Origin of the sequence: Paraburkholderia dipogonis (genome assembly GCF_046027395.1) — a bacterium.
GTDB classification, from domain to species: domain Bacteria; phylum Pseudomonadota; class Gammaproteobacteria; order Burkholderiales; family Burkholderiaceae; genus Paraburkholderia; species Paraburkholderia dipogonis_A.
On record NZ_JAQQEG010000041.1, the window covers coordinates 48,765 to 67,214 of the forward strand.

Consider the following 18,450-nt stretch of genomic DNA (forward strand, 5'->3'; position numbering starts at 1 on the left):
AGATTCATCCAGGATGGGCGGCCGTTCAAGGCGCGGCGCGGCGTGCTTCGGTGGTGGCGGAAACCGGGCGGTTTGCCGCGGCCTGCGGGCGCGCCGCGCGCAGATGGCGCGACAGACGCGTTTCGAGCATGCCGAGCAGCCGCACGATGACGAAATTCAGGAACAGATAGATCAGCGCGGCGCAGATGAAGACTTCCGTCGTGCGATAGGTTTGCTGAATGATCTGTTGCGCGACGCCGGTGACTTCCCACACGGTGACGAGGCTCGCGAGCGCCGTCGATTTGACGAGCAGCACCGCTTCAGTCGAATACGACGGCAAACACTGGCGCAAGGCGATCGGGCCGATCACGCGGCGCAGCAGCGCGAAGCCCGACAGGCCGATCGAATAACCTGCTTCGATCTGACCGACCGGTACGGCCATCAACCCGCCGCGAATGATCTCAGCGGTATAGCCGGCCGTGCAGAGCGCGAGCGACAACACCGCGCACATGTAGGGCTCGCGCAGCACCGGCCACAGGAAGCTCTCGCGAATCACGCCGAACTGGCCCATGCCGTAGTACACGAGGAACATCTGGATCAGCAGCGGCGAGCCGCGAAACACGAGGATATAAGCGCGTGCGAAGCGATTCGGCAGCCAGTGCGGCGACACGCGCATCGTCACGATCACGAGCGAGAGCAGGCCGCCGAGAATCAACGAGCAGAAGAACAGGCCAAGCGTGGTCGGCACGGCGCCGAGCAGTTGCTTGATCGTGTCGAACAGAAAGTCGAAGTCGAAATGCATGATGGCCGCCCTCGTCAGTTGCGCGCGAAGTTGCGCTTGAAGGACCGGCCCACGTGCGCTTCGGCACGGTTGAAGACGCGGTTCGAGATGCTGGTCATGAGCAGATAGAGCGCGCCGCCCACTACGAAGAACGTGAAGTACTGATGCGTGGAACCCGCCGCCACCTGACTCGTGCGCAGCAATTCGGCGAGCCCCGTCACGGAGATCAACGCCGAATCCTTCAGGCTCAATTGCCACACGTTGCCGATGCCGGGCAGCGCGAAACGCAGCACTTGCGGAATCAGGATGCGGCGCGCCATGGTCAGCGTCGGCATGCCGATCGAGCGCGCGGCTTCGAGTTCGCCGCGCGACACCGCCAGCACCGCCGAGCGGTACACCTCGGCCTGATAGGCGCCTGAAATCATGCCCACGGCCAGCGCGCCCACCACGAACGGCGGCACGCCGACGAAGCCCTCCGCGCCGAACCACTGGCCGACGGTCGTGACGAGCGTCGAGCCGCCGAAATAGAACAGATAGATGACAAGCAGTTCCGGCACGCCGCGAAACACCGTGGTGTAGATATCGCCGATCACGCGCAGCGTACGAAAACGCGACAGCTTGGCGGCCGCCACCAGCGCGCCGAACACGGCGCCGACCGCGAGCGCCGCGAGCGTGAGCGCCACCGTCATCAACGCCGCGAGCAGCAATACGCCGCCCCAGCCTTCCGGCCCGAAGCCGAGCATCTGTATCAGAGCCATTTCCTACCTCTTATCCGTTACGGCGGATCGAACCGGCCGGCGCGTGCGGGTTTTCGCCACGCACGCCTGCCGTTACCTCTTAACGTGAAGGCGAATCAAGGCGTGACGTCGGTCTTGAACCACTTGTCGGAGAGCTTCTTGACGGTGCCGTCGGCGAGCGCGGCGCTGATCGCGGTGTCGAACTTCGCTTTCAGGTCGGCGTCCTGCTTGCGGAACGCGAGGCCTTCGCCCGGGCCCCAGATCGGGCCGCCGATCTTCGGGCCGGCCATCACGATCGACGCGGTTTCTTTCTTGTCGATGTTGGCGGCGTAGTACGTCACGTCGTCGAACGAGGCGTCGATGCGGCCGTTGGCCAGATCCAGATCGCGCTCGGGCGATGTCTTGTAGACACGGATCGTGGCAATGTCCTTGAAGCCTTCATTGATGAACTTGGTGTAGACCGTGCCCGACTGGATGCCGATGGTCTTGCCCTTCAACTGCTTGCGCAAAGCGTCGACGGTCGGCTGGTCGGCCTTCGGGTCGCCGGACAGCTTGACGACACCGGCGCCCGGCGCGGCCTTGGGCAGCACCTTCGCATCGGCCACGGCGAACGTGGCGGGCGTGGCGGCGTACGGCTTCGAGAAGGCGATGATTTTTTCACGCTCCGGCGTGATCGAGATTGCATCCATCAGGACATCGAACTTGCCCGCTTGCAAACCGGGAATCATGCCGTCCCAGTCTTGCGCCACGAGATTGCATTGCAGCTTGATGCGCTCGCACAGGTTGGCGACCAGTTCGGGTTCGAAGCCGCCCAGCTTGCCGCCCGGCAAGGTCAGATTCCACGGGGCATAGCCGCCTTCGAGCGCGATCGTCACAGTCTTCCAGTCTTTGGCCTGCACCGGTGCCGCGAAAATCGCCGCGGCGCCGAGAACGGCGCCGATCAATGCTTTTGTTGCCGTCGTGCGCTTCACTTTCACGTCGAAACTCCTTTGATTGAGGAAACCGTCGAGCCGAATGTTTAACCGCCGCTTAATTTGTATAGACAAGTCTGCATGAGTCAAAAAGCGGTCGCAAGAGAATTTGCGAGAAATTAACGGAATCATCGGGTAAGCCCCTAGACGCTGCCGTGCAGCAGGGCTTTGCGGGGAGTTCTTAATGCGTGAACGACGCATGGCCTGCGCCGCCCGACGTGCAGGCGCAATTCGTTTTGTCTAGACAGGTTGATGCAAGCTGAGCAAACAGCGCGGAGGAGACGGCGGTGCGATGCGCGCTACCAGACGAACGGCACGAAGCGATAACGCACGCGCGCCATGTAGTCCGTGTAACCGTCGAGTTGCTCGGCCAGTACACGCTCTTCGCGCACCGCGCGCCAGCCAATACCGATCACCATGACCGGCACGAAGGCCAGCCCCCACCACGATCCGAGCAGCAAGGGCGTGCCGACAAACAGCAGCAGCGCGGCGGAATACATGGGATGACGGACATGCGCGTAAAGGCCGGTGTCGATTACTTTATGCCCGCGGCTCGCCTGGATCTTCACGACCGGCGCGGCGTAGCTATTGGCCTGGAACACGAAGCGGCACATGAAGAGGCAGAGCGCCACGCAGAGCGAGCCGACGCTGACCAGCGCGACCGGTAATGGCGCGGTCCAGTGAAAGCGCATTGCGTCGAACGCCATCAGGACGAGCCAGCCGCACCACGCCACTGAAACGCTCACCATGAAAATGCGGTCCCAGCGGCTTTGCTGCTCCTGCACGAATGGCGACAGTCGCTCGGCGAGCAGGCCGGGATCATGGCGCGCCAGCCACAACCCGATCCACAGGCTCAGCACGCCCAACTCGATCACATACCACCACCCGGCCGGCCATGCAAAGGTGCCCGCCGCGCCGAACAGCAGCGCGCCCATGCCCACCAGCCAGACCACCGTTTGAAAGATGAGGCGCGCGACCATGGTGGTTCGTTGCTACGCGGTTTTCGCCGGCGTGCGCACGCGGTCGAATATTTCAGCGATGTCGATCTCGCCGGTGTTCAAGCCGAACTGATCGCGCAGACACGCCGCGAGTTCGCCGGCGCTCCTGAGTTGCCGCTCGCTGACGAGTCGGCCATCGGCTGCGCGTTCGCTCAGTTGATCGTTGAGCAGCGCGAGCCGCGCTTCGGGCAACACGCGGCACACGATCAGCGTGCTCGCAAAAATCGCTTCCGGCGAGGTCGACGTGTACCAGTTCGAGGTTTCGTAATCGATCCACTCGACCGGCTGCAGATCGAAGCGGTAGACCCGCGCCCAGCTTTCGTCGCGCGCCTGCACTTCGAGGCAAAGCGCGTCGCGTGATGCGTCGGCGAGACGGAACGTGCCGAGTTCGGTGGGCTGCGCGAGGCCCATGGCCAGGCGCAGCGGCGCGGTCAGCGTCACGCTGCCGAAACCGACGTCGGCGATCCAGGCCTCGTTATCGATGTCGAGGCGCAACACCATATGCGTGCGCGGCGGAGGGCTGTCCGAATCGCGGCCCCAGAGCACGCGCCCGAGCAAGGGCGTGACCGTGAAGCCCAACTGCATCAGCACGTTGGCGAACAGCGCGTTCTGTTCGAAACAGTAGCCGCCACGATGTTCGGTGACCAGCTTGCGCTCGACCGATTCGAGATCCAGTTTCACCGGACGCCGCGTGAGCGGATTCAGGTTCTCGAACGGAATCGCGCGCGGGTGCAACCTGTGAAGCGCCTGAAGGACCTCCAGCGTTGCAGCGCGCGGACCTTCGTAGCCTATGCGGGCGAAGTAGTTGTCCAGATTCACTGTGTGAGACATCGGCAGGGTTCCGGTATGGTTTTGGGAGCTGGACGCTTATGGGGTGCGTGCGGCCGTGCGGCTTTGGAAATCGATCATAGCCGCTTTTGTGATCCACTCACTCTGGCGGCCTTTACCTGTTTTCGTAGTCGCCGGACGACGCCGCCCGTGCGAAGACGGCGTTCATCTATCAAGCCGCTTGTTATTGACCGCCCTTCAGCGCCGAGGTCGCGATCGACGGCACGCTGATGCCGTGGCTCGACGCGAACTGCACGGCCGAACTCAGCGTCGACATCAACGATTGCAACTGCCCCGGCGCCGATTGCGCGATGTATGACACGCTTTGCGCCGTCTGCGGATTCATGCCGGCCTGCAGCAGCGAGGACGGATTCATCTGCCCGATGCTGCCGAGCCCCGATTGCAGGCTCGAATACTGGCTCACGCCTTTACCCAGCGACGACAGGCCGTCCGCAAAGGCCTCCTTGTTGATCGGCGTAGCCGACGCACTGCCGCTCGCGCCGCTCGCGAAGGCTTGGGTCAGCGTTTGCGACAGCGACTGCTGCGTGCTGCCCGCCTGCGTCAGTTGACTCACCGAGGGCGTGCCGCCGCTCAGCAAACCCGCCGCCTGCTGCGCCTGCCCCGCCGCGCTGCTCATTCCCATCGCCGAGGCCAGACTCGACTGGCCGCTGAGCACCTGCTGGTTGGCGCCCACGTAGTTCTGCAACAACTGCGACACGCCGCCGGACGACCCCGTCGCCCCAGCGCCCGCGGAACTGTCACCGCCGCCTATGCCGAACTGCTTGAGATTCAGCTGCGCATTCGAGACGCCACTCACCAGCAAACCACCGCTCGCCAGCAACGAAATCAACACTCTGCGTTTGTTCATATCCATCTCCTGAATGGCTGTTTCGGGGTATTCGCGCGAGTTCGACACCCCGCCTCCGAACGCGTTCATATGACCACCACCATACATTTTCATTACGCTCACATTCGCTGCGAATTACGTGCAAATGCCGTTTAGTAACAGTACGTAAAGAGCAAAGTTATATGTCAGTAATATTGATGCGAATCGTTCTCATTTGTGTTGACGCACCAATTCCGCATGCGTACGATCTCGCCATCTGCTGCAGCTGGCGTCGCGAACCGATGCAGCAAATCGCGCGCATGCGGCGACGCGCCGCGATGGTTCAAATCAGTCGATACAACACCAATAAGGATTTCGATGAAGTTCGCCCATTTCAACGGACCTGGCGCAAAAGCGCGTCCGTTTCGCGATTCCGCGCCGCGCGCCAACACCACGCGCCGTGCGCGCTTGCCCTCCATGCGACGTGCCGCGCTTTGCACGGCGTTCGCGTGGGCGTCGCTGACAGCCGGCGCCGCCATGGCCGAAGCCAATCCCGACGCCACGCCGGAAGCGCCCGAGGCCGACCTGAATATTCAGGCGACCCAGACGAACCAGTGGACCGGCTTCTGGAATCGACAGCAGATGCTCGGCGACATCGGCGGACTGCGCCCCTGGCTCGGCAAATACGGCGTGACCTTCACGCTCACCGAGACCAGCGAAGTGCTCGCCAACCTGCGCGGCGGTCTCGCGCGCGGCGCCGACTACGACGGCCTGACGACGGGCACCGTGCAATTGGACACGCAGAAAGCGTTCGGCCTGCCGGGCGGCCTGTTCAACGTCAGCGCGTTGCAGATCCACGGCGCCAATCTCAGCGCCAACAAGCTCGGCACGCTGAATACGGCGAGCGGCATCGAAGCGGATGACACGACCCGTCTGTGGGAATTGTGGTATCAGCAGTCGTTCCTGAACAAGCGCATCGACGTGAAGATCGGTCAGCAAAGTATCGACCAGGAATTCATCACGAGCCAGTACTCGGCGCTGTTCGTCAACACGATGTTCGGCTGGCCTGCCCTGCCCTCGTACGACATGCCGTCCGGCGGCCCGGCGTATCCGCTGTCCGACCTCGGCGTGCGCGTGCGCGGCCAGATCACGCCTGCGTTGACGGCGTTGGCCGGTGTGTACGACGGCGACCCGCTCGGCAACAACCCGGACAACAAAAGCGGCACCAACTTCAACCTGCACAACGGCACGCTGTTCATCGGCGAGTTGCAGTATGCGATCAACCAGCCGGCCGACGGCGAAATGGTCGGCGCGGGCGGCGGCGGTTTGCCCGGCACCTACAAGCTCGGTGTCTGGTACAACAACGGCAGCTTCGCGGATCAGCGCTACGACAACACCGGCTTGTCGCTCGCGAATCCGGCCACCAGCGGCATCGCCCAGAATCATCACGGCGACTACAGCTTCTACGCCGTGGCCGACCAGATGATCTGGCGTCCGGACCCGGACGAGCCGCGCAGCATCGGCGTCTTCGCGCGCGTGATGGGCGCGCCGGGCGACCGCAACCTGGTGAGCCTCGCCGCCAACCTCGGCGTCGTGATGAAAGCGCCGTTCGCCGGCCGCGACAACGACAGCGTCGGCCTCGCGCTCACCTACATCAAGGTCGGCAATCACGTGAACGGCCTCGATACGGATGCGCGGGCATTCAGCAACAGCCCGTACGGCATACGCACCAGCGAAACCACGCTCGAGGCGACCTACCAGTACCAGGTCAATCCGTGGTGGCAGCTGCAGGCGGACGCGCAGTACACGTTCAACGCCGGCGCGGGCCAGAATCCCAACGATCCGACGCAGCCGCTGCGCAACACGTTCGTCATCGGCGTGCGGACCAACATCAACTTCTGATGACGTCCGCGCCCAACTCACACGCTACCGACCCAATCGAATCCCATGCTTTCGATCATGACCGCAATCACCGCTTTGTGCGCAGGCACGGAGGCTCAATCGTGAACAATCCCACGCGCCAGTTTTTGCCGCGCGCCGCGCGGGCCCTGATCGCCGCCGCTGTCGGCGCGGCCGCATTCGCGACGGCCGGCAGCGCGCAAGCCGAACCGCAAGGTTTCCTTGAAACCGTCAAGCACCACACCACGTTGATCAACACCGTGCCGGGCAACGGCGACCAGAATCCGTACGCCGTAGTGGTCGCGCCGGTCACGGCCGGCACGGTCAAGCAAGGCGACGTGCTGGTCGGCAACTTCAACAACTCGACCAATCTGCAGGGCACCGGCAGCACGATCATCAACTATCACCCGGATACCAGGGAGATGACGGTGTTCGCGACGGTGCCGCGCGATCTGAAGGAATGCCCGGGCGGCATCGGCCTGTCGACCGCGATGACGATGCTCAAGTCCGGCTACGTGATCGTCGGCAGCACGCCGAGCAACGACGGCACCACCGGCACCAAGGGCGCCGGCTGCCTGATCGTGATCGATCCGCAAGGCAAGGTCGCCTCGACCATCAGCAGCCCGAACATCAACGATCCGTGGGGCAACATGGCGGTCGTCGACAACGGCAACAGCGCGACGCTGTTCGTCAGCAACGCCGGCTTCGGCGTGGGCGGCGCGGACGGCAATCCGCCGGTGTTCAAGCAGGCCACCGTGCTGCGTCTGGACCTCGACGTCCCGCCCGGCAAGCCGCCGGTCGTGAAGAAAGAAACGGTGGTGGGCAGCGGCTTTGGCGCGCAGGCGGACAAGGGCGTGTTCCTCGTCGGCCCGACTGGACTCGCGCTCTCGCCCGATCAGAAATTGCTGTACGTGTCCGACGCGATCGGCAATCGCATTACCGAAATCGACGACCCGATGACGCGCGACACGAGCGCGGGCGTCGGCCGTCAACTGACCGCCGACGGCCTGCTGCACCGGCCGCTCGCGATGGTGACCGCTCCCAACGGCCACCTGCTCGTCACCAACGCACTGAACGGCCAGATCGTCGAAATCGATCCGGCCAGCGGCAAGCAGATCTACGCGCGCTGGATCGACACCGACAAGGCGCAATCGCCCCCGGGCAACGGCGACCTGTTCGGCCTCGCGATGACGCCTGAAGGCGACGGTTTCTACTACGTGCAGGACGACGTGAACACGCTGGTGCTCGCGAAGTAAGTTGCATATTCCAAAGCCGAACGAAGGTGAAGTAACCATGGCAAACGATCAACCCCCGCGCCCGTCACGGCGCGGGTTTCTCAAGGCGGGCGGCGCCGCGGTCGCGGCGGGCGCGAGCCTCGGCGCGGGTCTGGCGACATCGCAGAACGCGCTCGGCAAAACGCAGGCGCATGCCCTCGCCGATCCGCAGACGGCCGTCGAGCCGTTCTACGGCGTGCATCAGGGCGGCATCGTCACCCCGCAGCAAAGTCACACCTACGTCGCCGCGCTCGATCTCACCACCGAAAAGCGCGAGGACGTGATCGCGCTGCTGCGCGCCTGGACCGATGCGGCCGCGCGTCTCACGCAAGGTGGCACCGCCGCGCCGCTGCCGACCGGCACCGCCGGCGACAACAAGGCCGCGCCCGATTCCGGCGATGTGCTCGGTCTCGGCCCCTGCGGGCTGACGATCACCTTCGGCTTCGGCCCCGGTCTCTTCACGCATGAAGGCAAGGATCGCTACGGCCTCGCCGCGCGCCGCCCCGCCGCGCTCGTTGATCTGCCGCGCTTTAACGGCGACCAGTTGATCAAGGAAAAGACCGGCGGCGACCTGTACATCCAGGCCTGCGCGAACGATCAGCAGGTCGCGTTTCACGCGGTCCGGCAATTGTCGCGCCTCGCGTACGGCACAGCGACGATGCGCTGGGGCCAGTCCGGTTTCCTGTCGGGTCCGCGCGGTCAGACGCCGCGCAATCTGATGGGTTTCAAGGACGGCACCAACAATCCGTCCACCGCGAAACCGCCGTTGATGAACCAGTTCGTGTGGGCCGGCGCGAGCGCCGACGCGCCGTGGATGGAAGGCGGCACCTATACCGTCGTGCGGCGCATCCGCATCACGCTGGAGCATTGGGACAACACCGAGCTGGACTTCCAGGAACAGGTGTTCGGACGCCACAAGTACAGCGGCGCGCCGATCGGCAAGAAGAACGAGTTCGACGCCGTGGACCTGAAGGAAGAGGACAAGGACGGCAATCCGGTGATTCCGGAGAACTCGCACGTGCGTCTGTCGAATCAGGCGAGCAACAACGGTGCGCAGATTCTGCGCCGTTCGTACTCGTATAACGACGGCACGAATTTCTACATCGAGCGCTGGCCGCCATGGCGCCAGGAAACAGAGTACGACGCGGGCCTCATTTTTATCGCGCATCAGGGCGACCCGCGCAGCGGCTTTATTCCGATCAACGACAGGCTCGCGAAGTTCGACATGATGAACCAGTTCACGACGCACGTCGGCAGCGCGATTTTCGCCGTGCCGCCGGGCGCGAAGCCGGGTTCGTATATCGGCGCGGGATTGTTCGAGACGTAAAGCAGACGCAGTCAACAAAACACAGATCAACTACAACATCACAACGGACTTCTGGATCATGGCTTACAACTCGTTTGGCACGCGTCTGCGTGTCCTGGGCAGCGCGGTCGCCCTCACGCTGGCCGCTTTCGCGACGGTGCCGTCGGCGGCGCAGGCCGCGTCGATCACGCTGTATAACGCGCAGCACGAGCAGGTCGTCAATCTGCTCGCCAAGGACTTCGAAAAGCAGTCGGGCATCTCGGTGAAGATCCGCAACGGCGAAGGCCCGGCGATGGCCGCGCAGATCGTCGCCGAAGGCGCTGCTACGCCGGCCGACGTGTATTTCACGGAAAACTCGCCGGAGCTAATGCTGCTCGAAGAGAAAGGCCTGCTGAACAAGGTGGACAGCGCGACGCTCGCCACCGTGCCGGCGCGCTTCAGCTCGCCGACCGGCGCATGGGTCGCGGTGACCGCGCGTGAAAACGTGCTCGCCTACAACACCACCAAGATCCAGGCATCGCAACTGCCGCAATCGCTGTTCGATCTCGCCAAGCCGGAATGGAAAGGCAAGATCGGCATTGCGCCGAGCGACGGCGACTTCCTGCCGCTCGTGAGCGCCGTGCTCGCGCTGAAGGGCGAAGCGCAAACGGTGCAATGGCTCAAGGGCCTGAAAGCCAACGCGCAGATTTTCGACGACGACGAAGGCGTAGTCGCCGCCGTGAACCGCGGCGGTGTCGCAACGGGTCTGATCAACAACTACTACTGGGCGCGTCTGCATGCCGAACTCGGCGACGGCAAAACCCGCAGCGCGATCTATCACTTCGGCAACGGCGATGCCGGCGCGGCAGTGAACGTGTCGGGCGCGGCGGTGCTGAAGTCCGCGCACAACACGGACGGCGCACAGAAGTTTCTCGCGTATCTGGTCAGCGACCGAGCGCAGGAGTTGATGGCGAAGAGCCACGTGATGTTCGAGTATCCGCTGCACGCAGGCGTCGCACCGGACCCGATCCTCAAGCCGTTCGCTGAATTGAGCCCGCCGCCGCTGACGATCAAGCAACTCGGCGACGACAGCCAGGCCGGCAAGCTGCTGCGTCAGGCAGGCCTGCTGTAATGAGCGAAGCTTTGTCAGCCGGACCGCCGGCTGTCCCCACTGTCCCGGCGCGCGCCCGTTCGCCCGCGCCGCGCGGTCTGTTCGCGGCAGCGGCACTCAGCGCTTTGCTGGTGTTGCTGCCGATTGCGTTTACGTTCTGGCGCGCCGCGAGCTTCGGCGCCGGCGAGGCGATCGACCTGATCTTCCGGCCGCTGGTCGGCGAACTGCTGATCAACACGTTGATGATCACCGTCTCGACCACGCTGGTCGCCGCCGTGATCGGCACGGCCGCCGCGTGGTTCGTCGAACGCACGCATTTGCCGGGGCGCCGAGCGTGGGCCGTGTTGAGCGCCGCGCCACTCGCCATGCCGGCCTTTATCTCGAGCTATGCGTGGGTGTCGCTGAGCCTGGATTTGCAGGACTTCGCGGGCGCGTTGCTCGTGCTGACCTGTGCGTATTTTCCGCTCGTCTATCTGCCGGTCGCCGCCGCGTTGCGCGGCATGGATCCGGCGCTCGAAGAAAGCGCGCGCGCACTTGGTTGCAACCGTTGGACCACTTTCATTCGCGTGGTGCTGCCGCAATTGCGTCCCGCGCTGCTCGGCGGCATGCTGCTGGTCGCGCTCGGCGTGCTGTCCGAGTTCGGCGCGTTTACGCTGCTGCGTTTTCACACGTTCACCACGCAGATCTACGCGGAATTCCGCACCAGTTTCGATGGCGGCGGCGCTTCGCTGCTCGCGTGCCTGCTGATCGTGATCTGCCTGATCGTGCTGGCATTCGAGTTTCGGGTGCGTGGCGCTGCGCGTTATGAACGCGTCGACCGCGGCACACGTCGCGCGGTCTTGCGCTACGACCTCGGCGCATGGCGCTGGATCGTCGTTGCCGGCTTTGCGCTGCTGTCGATCACCACGCTCGGCGTGCCGCTCGGCATGATCGGCTACTGGCTCACGCAACCGGGCGCGGCGGCCGTCACACCGGCTGACGTCTCACCTGAATTGCTGTTCAATGCCACGATCTCGTCGCTCGGTTTCGGGCTTGCCGCGGCGTTGCTGACCACTTTGCTCGTGGTGCCGCTCGCGTTCCTGCTGGTGCGCTATCCGACCCGTTTCGCGACGTTGTTCGAACGCACCGTGTTTCTAGCGCAAGGCGTGCCGGGTCTGGTGATCGCGCTGGCGATCGTGTCGCTCGCGGTGCATGCGCTGCAACCGCTCTATCAGAGCGCGACGCTGCTGGTGATCGCCTACTCCATGCTGTTCATGCCGCTCGCGCTGGTCAGTGTGCGCGCCGCCTTCATGCAGGCGCAGCCGCGCCTCGAGGAGACCGCGCGTGCGCTCGGCCTGAACTGGTCGCAGACGCTGTTCCGCGTGGTGTTGCCGCTCGCCGGACCTGGACTCGGCGCGGCCGCGGCGATGGTGTTCATCTCGGTCGTCACCGAACTGAACGCAACGCTGCTGCTCTCCCCGCTCGACACGCAAACACTCGCCACCCAGGTTTGGGCCGACACCTCGACGATGGCGTTCGCCGCGGCGGCGCCTTACGCGGCGTTGCTCACCGGCATCTCGCTGTTCGCCTCCGGCCTTCTGTTCGCGCTGCTCGGCAAATCGGCGCTACTCGGCGAACGCGGCTGACGCGCCGCGCTTTTACCATCGGATTTTCATGAGCGAACTTCGTATCCGCGGGCTGCAAAAATCATTCGACGGCACGCCCGTGCTGCACGGCATCGATCTCTCCGTCGAACGCGGCACGCTGCTGGCGCTGCTGGGTCCGTCGGGCAGCGGCAAGACCACTTTGCTGCGTTTGCTTTGCGGTTTCGAACGCGCCGACGGCGGCAGCGTGGAAATCGACGGCCGCCGCGTGGCGGGCGACGGTCTGCATGTGCCGTCCGAACAGCGCCGCATCGGCTATGTGCCGCAGGAAGGCGCGCTGTTTCCGCATCTGTCGGTGGCGGACAACATCGTGTTCGGCTTGCCGCGCGCGCAGCGCCGCGCGCGGCATCGCGTGGCCGAATTGCTGGAACTGGTCGGCTTGCCGGCGAACTTCGGCGAGCGCGCGCCGCAGCAGTTGTCGGGCGGCCAGCAGCAACGCGTCGCGCTGGCGCGCGCGCTCGCGCCGTCGCCTACGCTGGTGATGCTCGACGAACCCTTTTCGTCGCTCGACGCCGCCTTGCGGCTCGAAACCCGGCAAGCCGTAGCCAGCGCGCTGGCCGCGACCGGCGCGACAGCCGTGCTGGTCACGCACGATCAATCCGAGGCGTTGTCGCTCGGGCATGAAGTCGCGGTGTTATGGAACGGCCGGCTGATCCAGACGGCGACGCCGGAGACGCTCTATCGCCGGCCCGTGACGCGCGAGCTGGCATCGTTCGTCGGCGAGGCGGTGTTGTTGCCGGGTATGGCCACGCAGGATCGCGTGCGTTGCGAACTGGGTGAATTGCCGTTGTCCGGGCCGATGGGCCACGGCGCTGTCGACGTGATGGTGCGGCCCGAGCAAATCCGCCTGTTGCGTGCCGAAGAAACGATGCCCAACGGCGCGGCGGCCTATGACGCTGTCGTCACGGAAGTGATCTTTCAGGGGCAGGACGCGGGCGTCGCGCTGCAATTGCGCTCCGACACGCGGACGATGGTGCGCGCGCGGGTGCCGGGTTATCTTTGCCCGCGACCCGGCGAGCAGGTGCGGCTCGCGGTGGATGGCGAGGTGACGGCTTACGCTCGTGGTTGAGCCTGAGGCCGCAGTGACAGATCCTGCATCATCTGGGCGGCCAGATAATCGCAGGTCGGACGATCCGATTTGGCGCTGCGCGCCACCACGATTTCAAGCGGCGCGATCTTCGGCAAGCCTTGCGCTTCACCGAGAATCGTGAGCCGTGGCGGCACGCTGCAACGCGTGAGCGCAATCACCGACAACCCCGCATCCACGGTCGCCACCAGTCCCATCAGGCTCGCGCTGCTGAACGCGGCGCGGTAACGAATCCGCGCGCCGTCGAGCGCGGCCAGCGTATGCTGGCGGGCCACGCAGCCGGGTTCGTAAAGTCCCACCGGTAGCGGCGACGCCGCCAGCACCGGCGTATCCACCGACGCGCCCACCCACACCATCGGCTCGCTGCGCACGAATTCGCCGCGCAACTTGCGGTCGCGTGTGACGAAGGCGAGATCGATCTTGTTGTCGGCCAGCATCGGCGCGAGCGACGTGCTCTGCGCGCACACGATTTCGATCTCCACGTGCGGATACAGATTCGAGAAGCGCCGCAACACGGGTGACAGCAGCGAGGACACGTAATCGTCCGGTGCGCCGAGCACCACGCGCCCGGTGACCTCGGGCCGCACGATCGCCGACCACGCCTCCTCATGCAACGCCAGCACGCGCCGCGCGTACTCGAGCAGCGTATTGCCCGGCCGCGTGAGCGACAGATTGCGCGTGTTGCGGGCGAACAGCGTCGTGCCGAGCATGGTTTCGAGCCGCTTGATCTGCATGCTGACCGCAGCCTGCGAACGATGCACGGTCATCGACGCCTTCGTGAAACTGCCCGTTTCCACCACCGCGACGAAGGTGCGCAGCAGATCGACGTCGAATTCGGGGTGCATGATTTATCAATCCAGCTTATGGAATTGCTCAATTTAATTCGTTTGTCGGTGGCGTGCAAGCCGCGCAATACTCGGGACATCACCTCATCACATCAATTCGCGGAGCCGTTGCGCATGTCCCTCACCCAACGTCAACAAGGCGCCATCACGCTGGCCAGCGGCGGGCTTCTGATGGGCACGCTCGGCATCTTCGTCGAGGAAGCGCGGCTCGGCGCGCTGACGCTCGTGTTCTTTCGCTGCCTGTTCGGCTTTCTCTCGCTCGCCGCGTATTGCGCGTGGAAAGGCTTCTTCACGCGCGCGCATTTCACGCGACGCACCGTCACGCTGGCGCTGATCACGGGCGTGCTGATGGTCACGCAGTGGGTCGGTTTCTTCGATGCGATTCATCGCACCAGCATCGCGGTTGCAACCGTGGTGTTTCACGTGCAGCCGTTCTGGGTCGTGCTGATTGGCGCGGCGTTGTTCAACGAGCGGCTCGGCGTGGACCGGCTCGGCTGGATTGCGACCGCTTTCGTGGGACTCGTGCTCGCGTCGGGCGTCGCGGCCACGGAGAATCTACAGGGCCATACGAGCTATCTGATCGGCATCGGCGAAGCGCTGGTGGGCTCGGTGCTGTATGCGAGCGTCACATTGATCGCTAAAGGGCTCGGCAATCTGCGGCCGCATCTTCTGACGCTCGCGCAGTGCGCGGTTGGTGTGGTGTGCCTGCCGTTCATCGCGCCGCTCACCGCCGTGCACATCGGCCCAATGCAGTGGTTCTGGCTGGTCGGCATGGGCGTGCTGCATACGGGGCTGTCGTATGTGCTGATCTACGGCGCGTTGCCCAAGCTGAGCACGCCGATCATCGCCGTGTTGCTGTTCGTGTATCCGCTGACGGCGATCGTGGTCGATGCGCTCGTGTACGGACGGGCGTTGTCGATGCCGCAACTAGCAGGCATGGTGCTGATCGTGGTGGCGAGTCTCGGCGTGAATCTCGGGTGGCCGTTGCTTTCGGTGCTGCGTCCTGGCGGGCGGGTGCGGCGGCAGGTGGATTGAGATTCCGGCGCGCTCGGCCGATGTCGACGCGTTGAATAAAAACCGGGTATTTGCGCCCGGTTTCTTTCAGCCGTCGTAGTGGAAGCGACAGGCGATCACGTAGATTTTTCCGTCTCGCGGCAAGTAGACGAGGCGGTCGGCAAGCGTGATACGGCGCGACCACAATCCGCTCAAGCTGCCAACCAGGGCCTCCGGTTTTCCCGTGCCGCGATAAGGATCGCGTCGGCACTCCTCTAGCAACGCGTTGATCTTGCGCAAGACCTTTCGATCGGTCTCTTGCCAGTACAGATAGTCGTCCCACGCATCGTCGGTGAACATAAAAACACTGTCAGCCTTTGCGGCCTCCTCGTTGCGGCTTCTCTGTTTGTTCATCGGTCAGCAGTTCGCGCGCAGTCGCACTGCCGGCGTTCAACTGGGCGATAGACCTGGCGAGCCGTTGGGCGTTCTTCGATGAGCTCAACAGATACAAGGTCTCCTGCATCGCATTGAAATCCTCGAGCGAAACCATGACCACGTTTTCGCCGGTCTGCCTCGTGATCAGCATGGGTGTGTGATCGCGGCAGACGTCGTCCATCGCTTGCTTAAAGCCGGCACGCGCCTCGCTGTAAGTAAGGACGTTCATTTGTTTTCTCGACCTGGGAGGTTGCCCTCCAGTCGCTCCTGTCAAAAGTTAGGGACGATTCCACCGCCGAACGAATGGCCGCACTGCGGGACCGCGGGTTGAGCCGGTGACCCGGAGCGAAAACGCTTCTGAGCCACCCGGTATCATTGTACGGATTTCTGTACAGATCAGCAAACCCGAAACAGCGGAGAAAAACGTCCTCTAACGGGTAGAAAGCATGCCCGCTTGCAGCCCCACCCGCTACTCAGCCAAACGGCCAACCTCACTGCGGCAACACCTCGCCCTTCGTCTCCGGCGCGAACGGAATCACGAACAGGCCGACGATGAACGCGAGCGCCGTCAACGCCACCGGCACGCCGAGCGTATGCATATGCAGCACCGCCGCGCCGAGCAGAAAGTTGACGCCCGCGCCGACGAACCGCCCAAACGACGTGCAGAACGCGAACGCCGTCGCCCGCACGCGGGTTTCGAACTGCTCCGGCAGCCACAAGCTGAACAGCGCGAAATTGCCGCCGAAGAAACCCAGCACGAAGAGCCACGCGATGAACGGCGCGAGCCCATTGGGCAAATAAAACGCCCAGCCGAAACTGCCGACGATCGCCACCGCCATGCCGAGAAAGTAAATCGCCAGCGTCTTCTTGCGGCCGATGCGCTCGGCAAGCGGCGGTAACGCGAGACAACCGAGGATCGTGGCGATGGACAAGAGCCCCGTGGCCAGCGAAGCCGTTCTGATCGCGTCGTTCTTCGCCATGCCGGCCTTGGTCGCCAGTTGAATCACGGCGGACGGCTCGTACACCGCGCCCGCCCACAGCCCGATGATGGCGATCGTCAGCAGAATGCACGCGACCCAGGTGCGGCGTCGATAAGCCGGTCCCAGGATCTCGCGCAAGGGCTTGGTGCGCACGGTGCGCGCCTCGGCCTTCTCCCACTTCTCCGACTCCTTCACGCGCAGCAGGATCAGAATCGCGACCACCACCGGCACCGCGCCGGTCAGGAACATCGCGCGCCAGCCGTAATGCACGCCGACCGTGTAGTTCAACGCCGCGGCGAGGAAGAACCCGGCGTAGTAGCCCGTCTGCAGATAGCCGGCGCCCATCTTGCGACGATCCTCCGGCCACGCTTCCGCCACATAGGTCCCGGCCAGCGCCCACTCGCCGCCGATGCCGACTCCCGCAATGAAGCGATAGATACCGAGTTCCCACACGTTGTGCGAGGTCGCCGCGAGTCCCGTGAAAATGGCGAACGTGAAGATGGTGCCGGCCAATACCTTGGTGCGGCCGTAGCGGTCGGCGAGCGGCCCCCAGATGAACGACAGCCCCCACCCGACCAGGAATAGCGCGAACAGGATCGAACCGGCCAGGCCGACGTTCGCCGGCGTGGCGGCGTAACCCGAGCGCGGCAACAGTTCGGTCAAGGCCGGCGTCAACACGAGCGCGTAGATGAACGAGTCCATCCCGTCGAGCGTCCAGCCCGCCCACGCTCCCCAAAAACCTGCGATCTGCGAACGATTGAGCGGCGTGCGGCGCCGCGGGACCGACGTGCGGTCGGTTAGTGAATTCATCATGCTCCTCCGGCCCAACGGTTGGCGTACTTAAAGGTTGGCGTACTTGACGGCAACGACGAGATGGCGCGTTTGTGATGAACCGAGGTGTCCTCGCACGACCAGTCAGAGGACGCCGCGGACAGAGCGGCGAAAATTTTTCCGGGTTTGCCCGCCTGTAATTCGCGTCTTTTCATATATAATATTTGATATCATGAACGACGCAATAGATGGTTTTCCCCTGGACGCCCCGGCGCGCACCCCGCTTTTACCCGCGGCGGCGCCCCGTGAGAGCACGTCCCGCGTGATCGCGGAGGCGTTGCGTGCGGCGATTGTCGACGGAACCCTGGCCCCCGGCGCGCCGCTGCGGCAGGACGCGATCGCGCGGCATTTTTCAGTCAGCGCAATTCCCGTGCGCGAGGCCTTGCGCCAGTTGGAGAGCGAGGGCTGGGCCAAAGCCGCCATGCACAAGGGCGCGACGGTTGCGCCTTTGTCGGCGCAAGAAGCGCGCGAAATCTACGAGATTCGTTCCGCGCTGGAGAGTCTCGCCATCGGGCTCGCGATTCCCAATCACACAGCCGCCACGTTGCGCGAATCCGCCAGTCTGTGCCGCGCCGCCGAGCTCGAGGCGAATCCGTCGCTGTATGTCGAGCGCAATGTCGCGTTTCACATGAGCCTGTATGCGCCCGCTGGCCGTCCGCAACTCGAGGACATGATCGGCACGCTGCACCGGCGTGGTGAAAGATATCTGCGCCTGAAGTTCGGCTTGCCGTCGTACAAGGGCGAGTCCGACAATGAACACGCCGCCCTGCTCGACGCCGTGCAACGCCGCGACATTCCCGCCGCGCAGCAGTTGGTCGTTGCGCATCTGCTCGGCACGGGCGACCTGCTTTATCGTTTCCTGACCGAACGCGCGCAGGCCGAAGCCGCGCTCGCGAATCAACCCAAGCCGCGCGGCAGACGCCCGCGTGCCACCACCGGGAGCTGAG

The 18,450-nt window shown here is 64.2% G+C and carries 18 protein-coding genes; 8 read left to right on the top strand and 10 right to left on the bottom strand.

Going from position 1 to position 18,450, the window contains the following annotated elements; genetic code table 11:
• Window positions 1–25: 25 nt before the first annotated feature.
• From PQR32_RS33020 to PQR32_RS33045, 6 genes are all read right to left on the bottom strand, one after another.
• Complete coding sequence (locus PQR32_RS33020; RefSeq protein WP_408237179.1) at window positions 26–781, bottom strand: ABC transporter permease; 756 nt, start codon at window positions 779–781, stop codon at window positions 26–28.
• Window positions 782–795: 14 nt separating this feature from the next.
• The gene (locus PQR32_RS33025) at window positions 796–1,518 is read right to left on the bottom strand and encodes an ABC transporter permease (protein ID WP_106280532.1); all 723 of its coding nucleotides are present in this window, start codon (window positions 1,516–1,518) and stop codon (window positions 796–798) included.
• Window positions 1,519–1,613: 95 nt separating this feature from the next.
• Window positions 1,614–2,474 carry a transporter substrate-binding domain-containing protein gene (locus PQR32_RS33030; RefSeq protein ID WP_408237182.1) on the bottom strand — a complete coding sequence of 287 codons (861 nt, stop codon included), beginning with the start codon at window positions 2,472–2,474 and terminating at the stop codon, window positions 1,614–1,616.
• A 293-nt stretch (window positions 2,475–2,767) separates the two neighbouring features.
• Window positions 2,768–3,448, bottom strand: coding sequence for a methyltransferase family protein (locus tag PQR32_RS33035; RefSeq protein ID WP_408237185.1), 681 nt, complete (start codon window positions 3,446–3,448; stop codon window positions 2,768–2,770).
• A gap of 12 nt (window positions 3,449–3,460) precedes the next feature.
• Complete coding sequence (locus PQR32_RS33040; protein ID WP_408237188.1) at window positions 3,461–4,297, bottom strand: arylamine N-acetyltransferase family protein; 837 nt, start codon at window positions 4,295–4,297, stop codon at window positions 3,461–3,463.
• 181 nt (window positions 4,298–4,478) lie between these two features.
• Window positions 4,479–5,162 carry a hypothetical protein gene (locus tag PQR32_RS33045; protein WP_408237191.1) on the bottom strand — a complete coding sequence of 228 codons (684 nt, stop codon included), beginning with the start codon at window positions 5,160–5,162 and terminating at the stop codon, window positions 4,479–4,481.
• 336 nt (window positions 5,163–5,498) lie between these two features.
• Between PQR32_RS33045 and PQR32_RS33050 the strand changes: the two genes are divergently transcribed.
• The 6 genes from PQR32_RS33050 (at window position 5,499) to PQR32_RS33075 (ending at window position 13,401) form a co-directional block, all read left to right on the top strand.
• Window positions 5,499–7,022, top strand: a complete 1,524-nt coding sequence (locus tag PQR32_RS33050; RefSeq protein WP_408237194.1) for a carbohydrate porin — start codon at window positions 5,499–5,501, stop codon at window positions 7,020–7,022.
• A 101-nt stretch (window positions 7,023–7,123) separates the two neighbouring features.
• On the top strand, window positions 7,124–8,275 hold the full coding sequence (locus PQR32_RS33055) for an NHL repeat-containing protein (protein WP_408237197.1): 1,152 nt from the start codon (window positions 7,124–7,126) through the stop codon (window positions 8,273–8,275).
• Between the two features lie 37 nt (window positions 8,276–8,312).
• Window positions 8,313–9,620, top strand: coding sequence for an iron uptake transporter deferrochelatase/peroxidase subunit (gene efeB / locus PQR32_RS33060; RefSeq protein ID WP_408237200.1), 1,308 nt, complete (start codon window positions 8,313–8,315; stop codon window positions 9,618–9,620).
• A 58-nt stretch (window positions 9,621–9,678) separates the two neighbouring features.
• Window positions 9,679–10,710, top strand: coding sequence for an iron ABC transporter substrate-binding protein (locus tag PQR32_RS33065; protein WP_408237203.1), 1,032 nt, complete (start codon window positions 9,679–9,681; stop codon window positions 10,708–10,710).
• Window positions 10,710–12,314 (top strand): ABC transporter permease, encoded by a 1,605-nt coding sequence (locus PQR32_RS33070; protein ID WP_408237206.1) that lies wholly within the window; start codon window positions 10,710–10,712, stop codon window positions 12,312–12,314. The genes PQR32_RS33065 and PQR32_RS33070 overlap by 1 nt, the downstream gene beginning before the upstream one ends.
• 28 nt (window positions 12,315–12,342) lie before the next feature.
• Window positions 12,343–13,401 (top strand): ABC transporter ATP-binding protein, encoded by a 1,059-nt coding sequence (locus tag PQR32_RS33075; protein WP_408237209.1) that lies wholly within the window; start codon window positions 12,343–12,345, stop codon window positions 13,399–13,401.
• On the opposite strand, the gene PQR32_RS33080 is transcribed toward PQR32_RS33075, so the two are convergent.
• Entirely contained in the window at window positions 13,386–14,264 is an 879-nt protein-coding gene (locus PQR32_RS33080; protein WP_408237212.1) for a LysR substrate-binding domain-containing protein, read from the bottom strand. The two genes, PQR32_RS33075 and PQR32_RS33080, sit on opposite strands and share 16 nt — an antisense overlap.
• Window positions 14,265–14,378: 114 nt before the next feature.
• On the opposite strand from PQR32_RS33080, the gene PQR32_RS33085 reads away from it, so the two are divergent.
• Window positions 14,379–15,299, top strand: coding sequence for a DMT family transporter (locus PQR32_RS33085; RefSeq protein ID WP_408206103.1), 921 nt, complete (start codon window positions 14,379–14,381; stop codon window positions 15,297–15,299).
• Window positions 15,300–15,365: 66 nt separating this feature from the next.
• On the opposite strand, the gene PQR32_RS33090 is transcribed toward PQR32_RS33085, so the two are convergent.
• The 3 genes from PQR32_RS33090 to PQR32_RS33100 all read right to left on the bottom strand — a co-directional run bounded on the left by PQR32_RS33090 (window position 15,366) and on the right by PQR32_RS33100 (window position 17,482).
• Window positions 15,366–15,617, bottom strand: a complete 252-nt coding sequence (locus PQR32_RS33090) for a Txe/YoeB family addiction module toxin (RefSeq protein WP_408237215.1) — start codon at window positions 15,615–15,617, stop codon at window positions 15,366–15,368.
• 10 nt (window positions 15,618–15,627) lie between these two features.
• Complete coding sequence (locus PQR32_RS33095; RefSeq protein WP_408206108.1) at window positions 15,628–15,921, bottom strand: type II toxin-antitoxin system Phd/YefM family antitoxin; 294 nt, start codon at window positions 15,919–15,921, stop codon at window positions 15,628–15,630.
• A 262-nt stretch (window positions 15,922–16,183) separates the two neighbouring features.
• The gene (locus PQR32_RS33100; RefSeq protein ID WP_408237287.1) at window positions 16,184–17,482 is read right to left on the bottom strand and encodes an MFS transporter; all 1,299 of its coding nucleotides are present in this window, start codon (window positions 17,480–17,482) and stop codon (window positions 16,184–16,186) included.
• Window positions 17,483–17,675: 193 nt separating this feature from the next.
• Between PQR32_RS33100 and PQR32_RS33105 the strand changes: the two genes are divergently transcribed.
• Window positions 17,676–18,449, top strand: coding sequence for a GntR family transcriptional regulator (locus tag PQR32_RS33105; protein WP_408237218.1), 774 nt, complete (start codon window positions 17,676–17,678; stop codon window positions 18,447–18,449).
• The last annotated feature ends 1 nt before the right edge of the window (window position 18,450 follow it).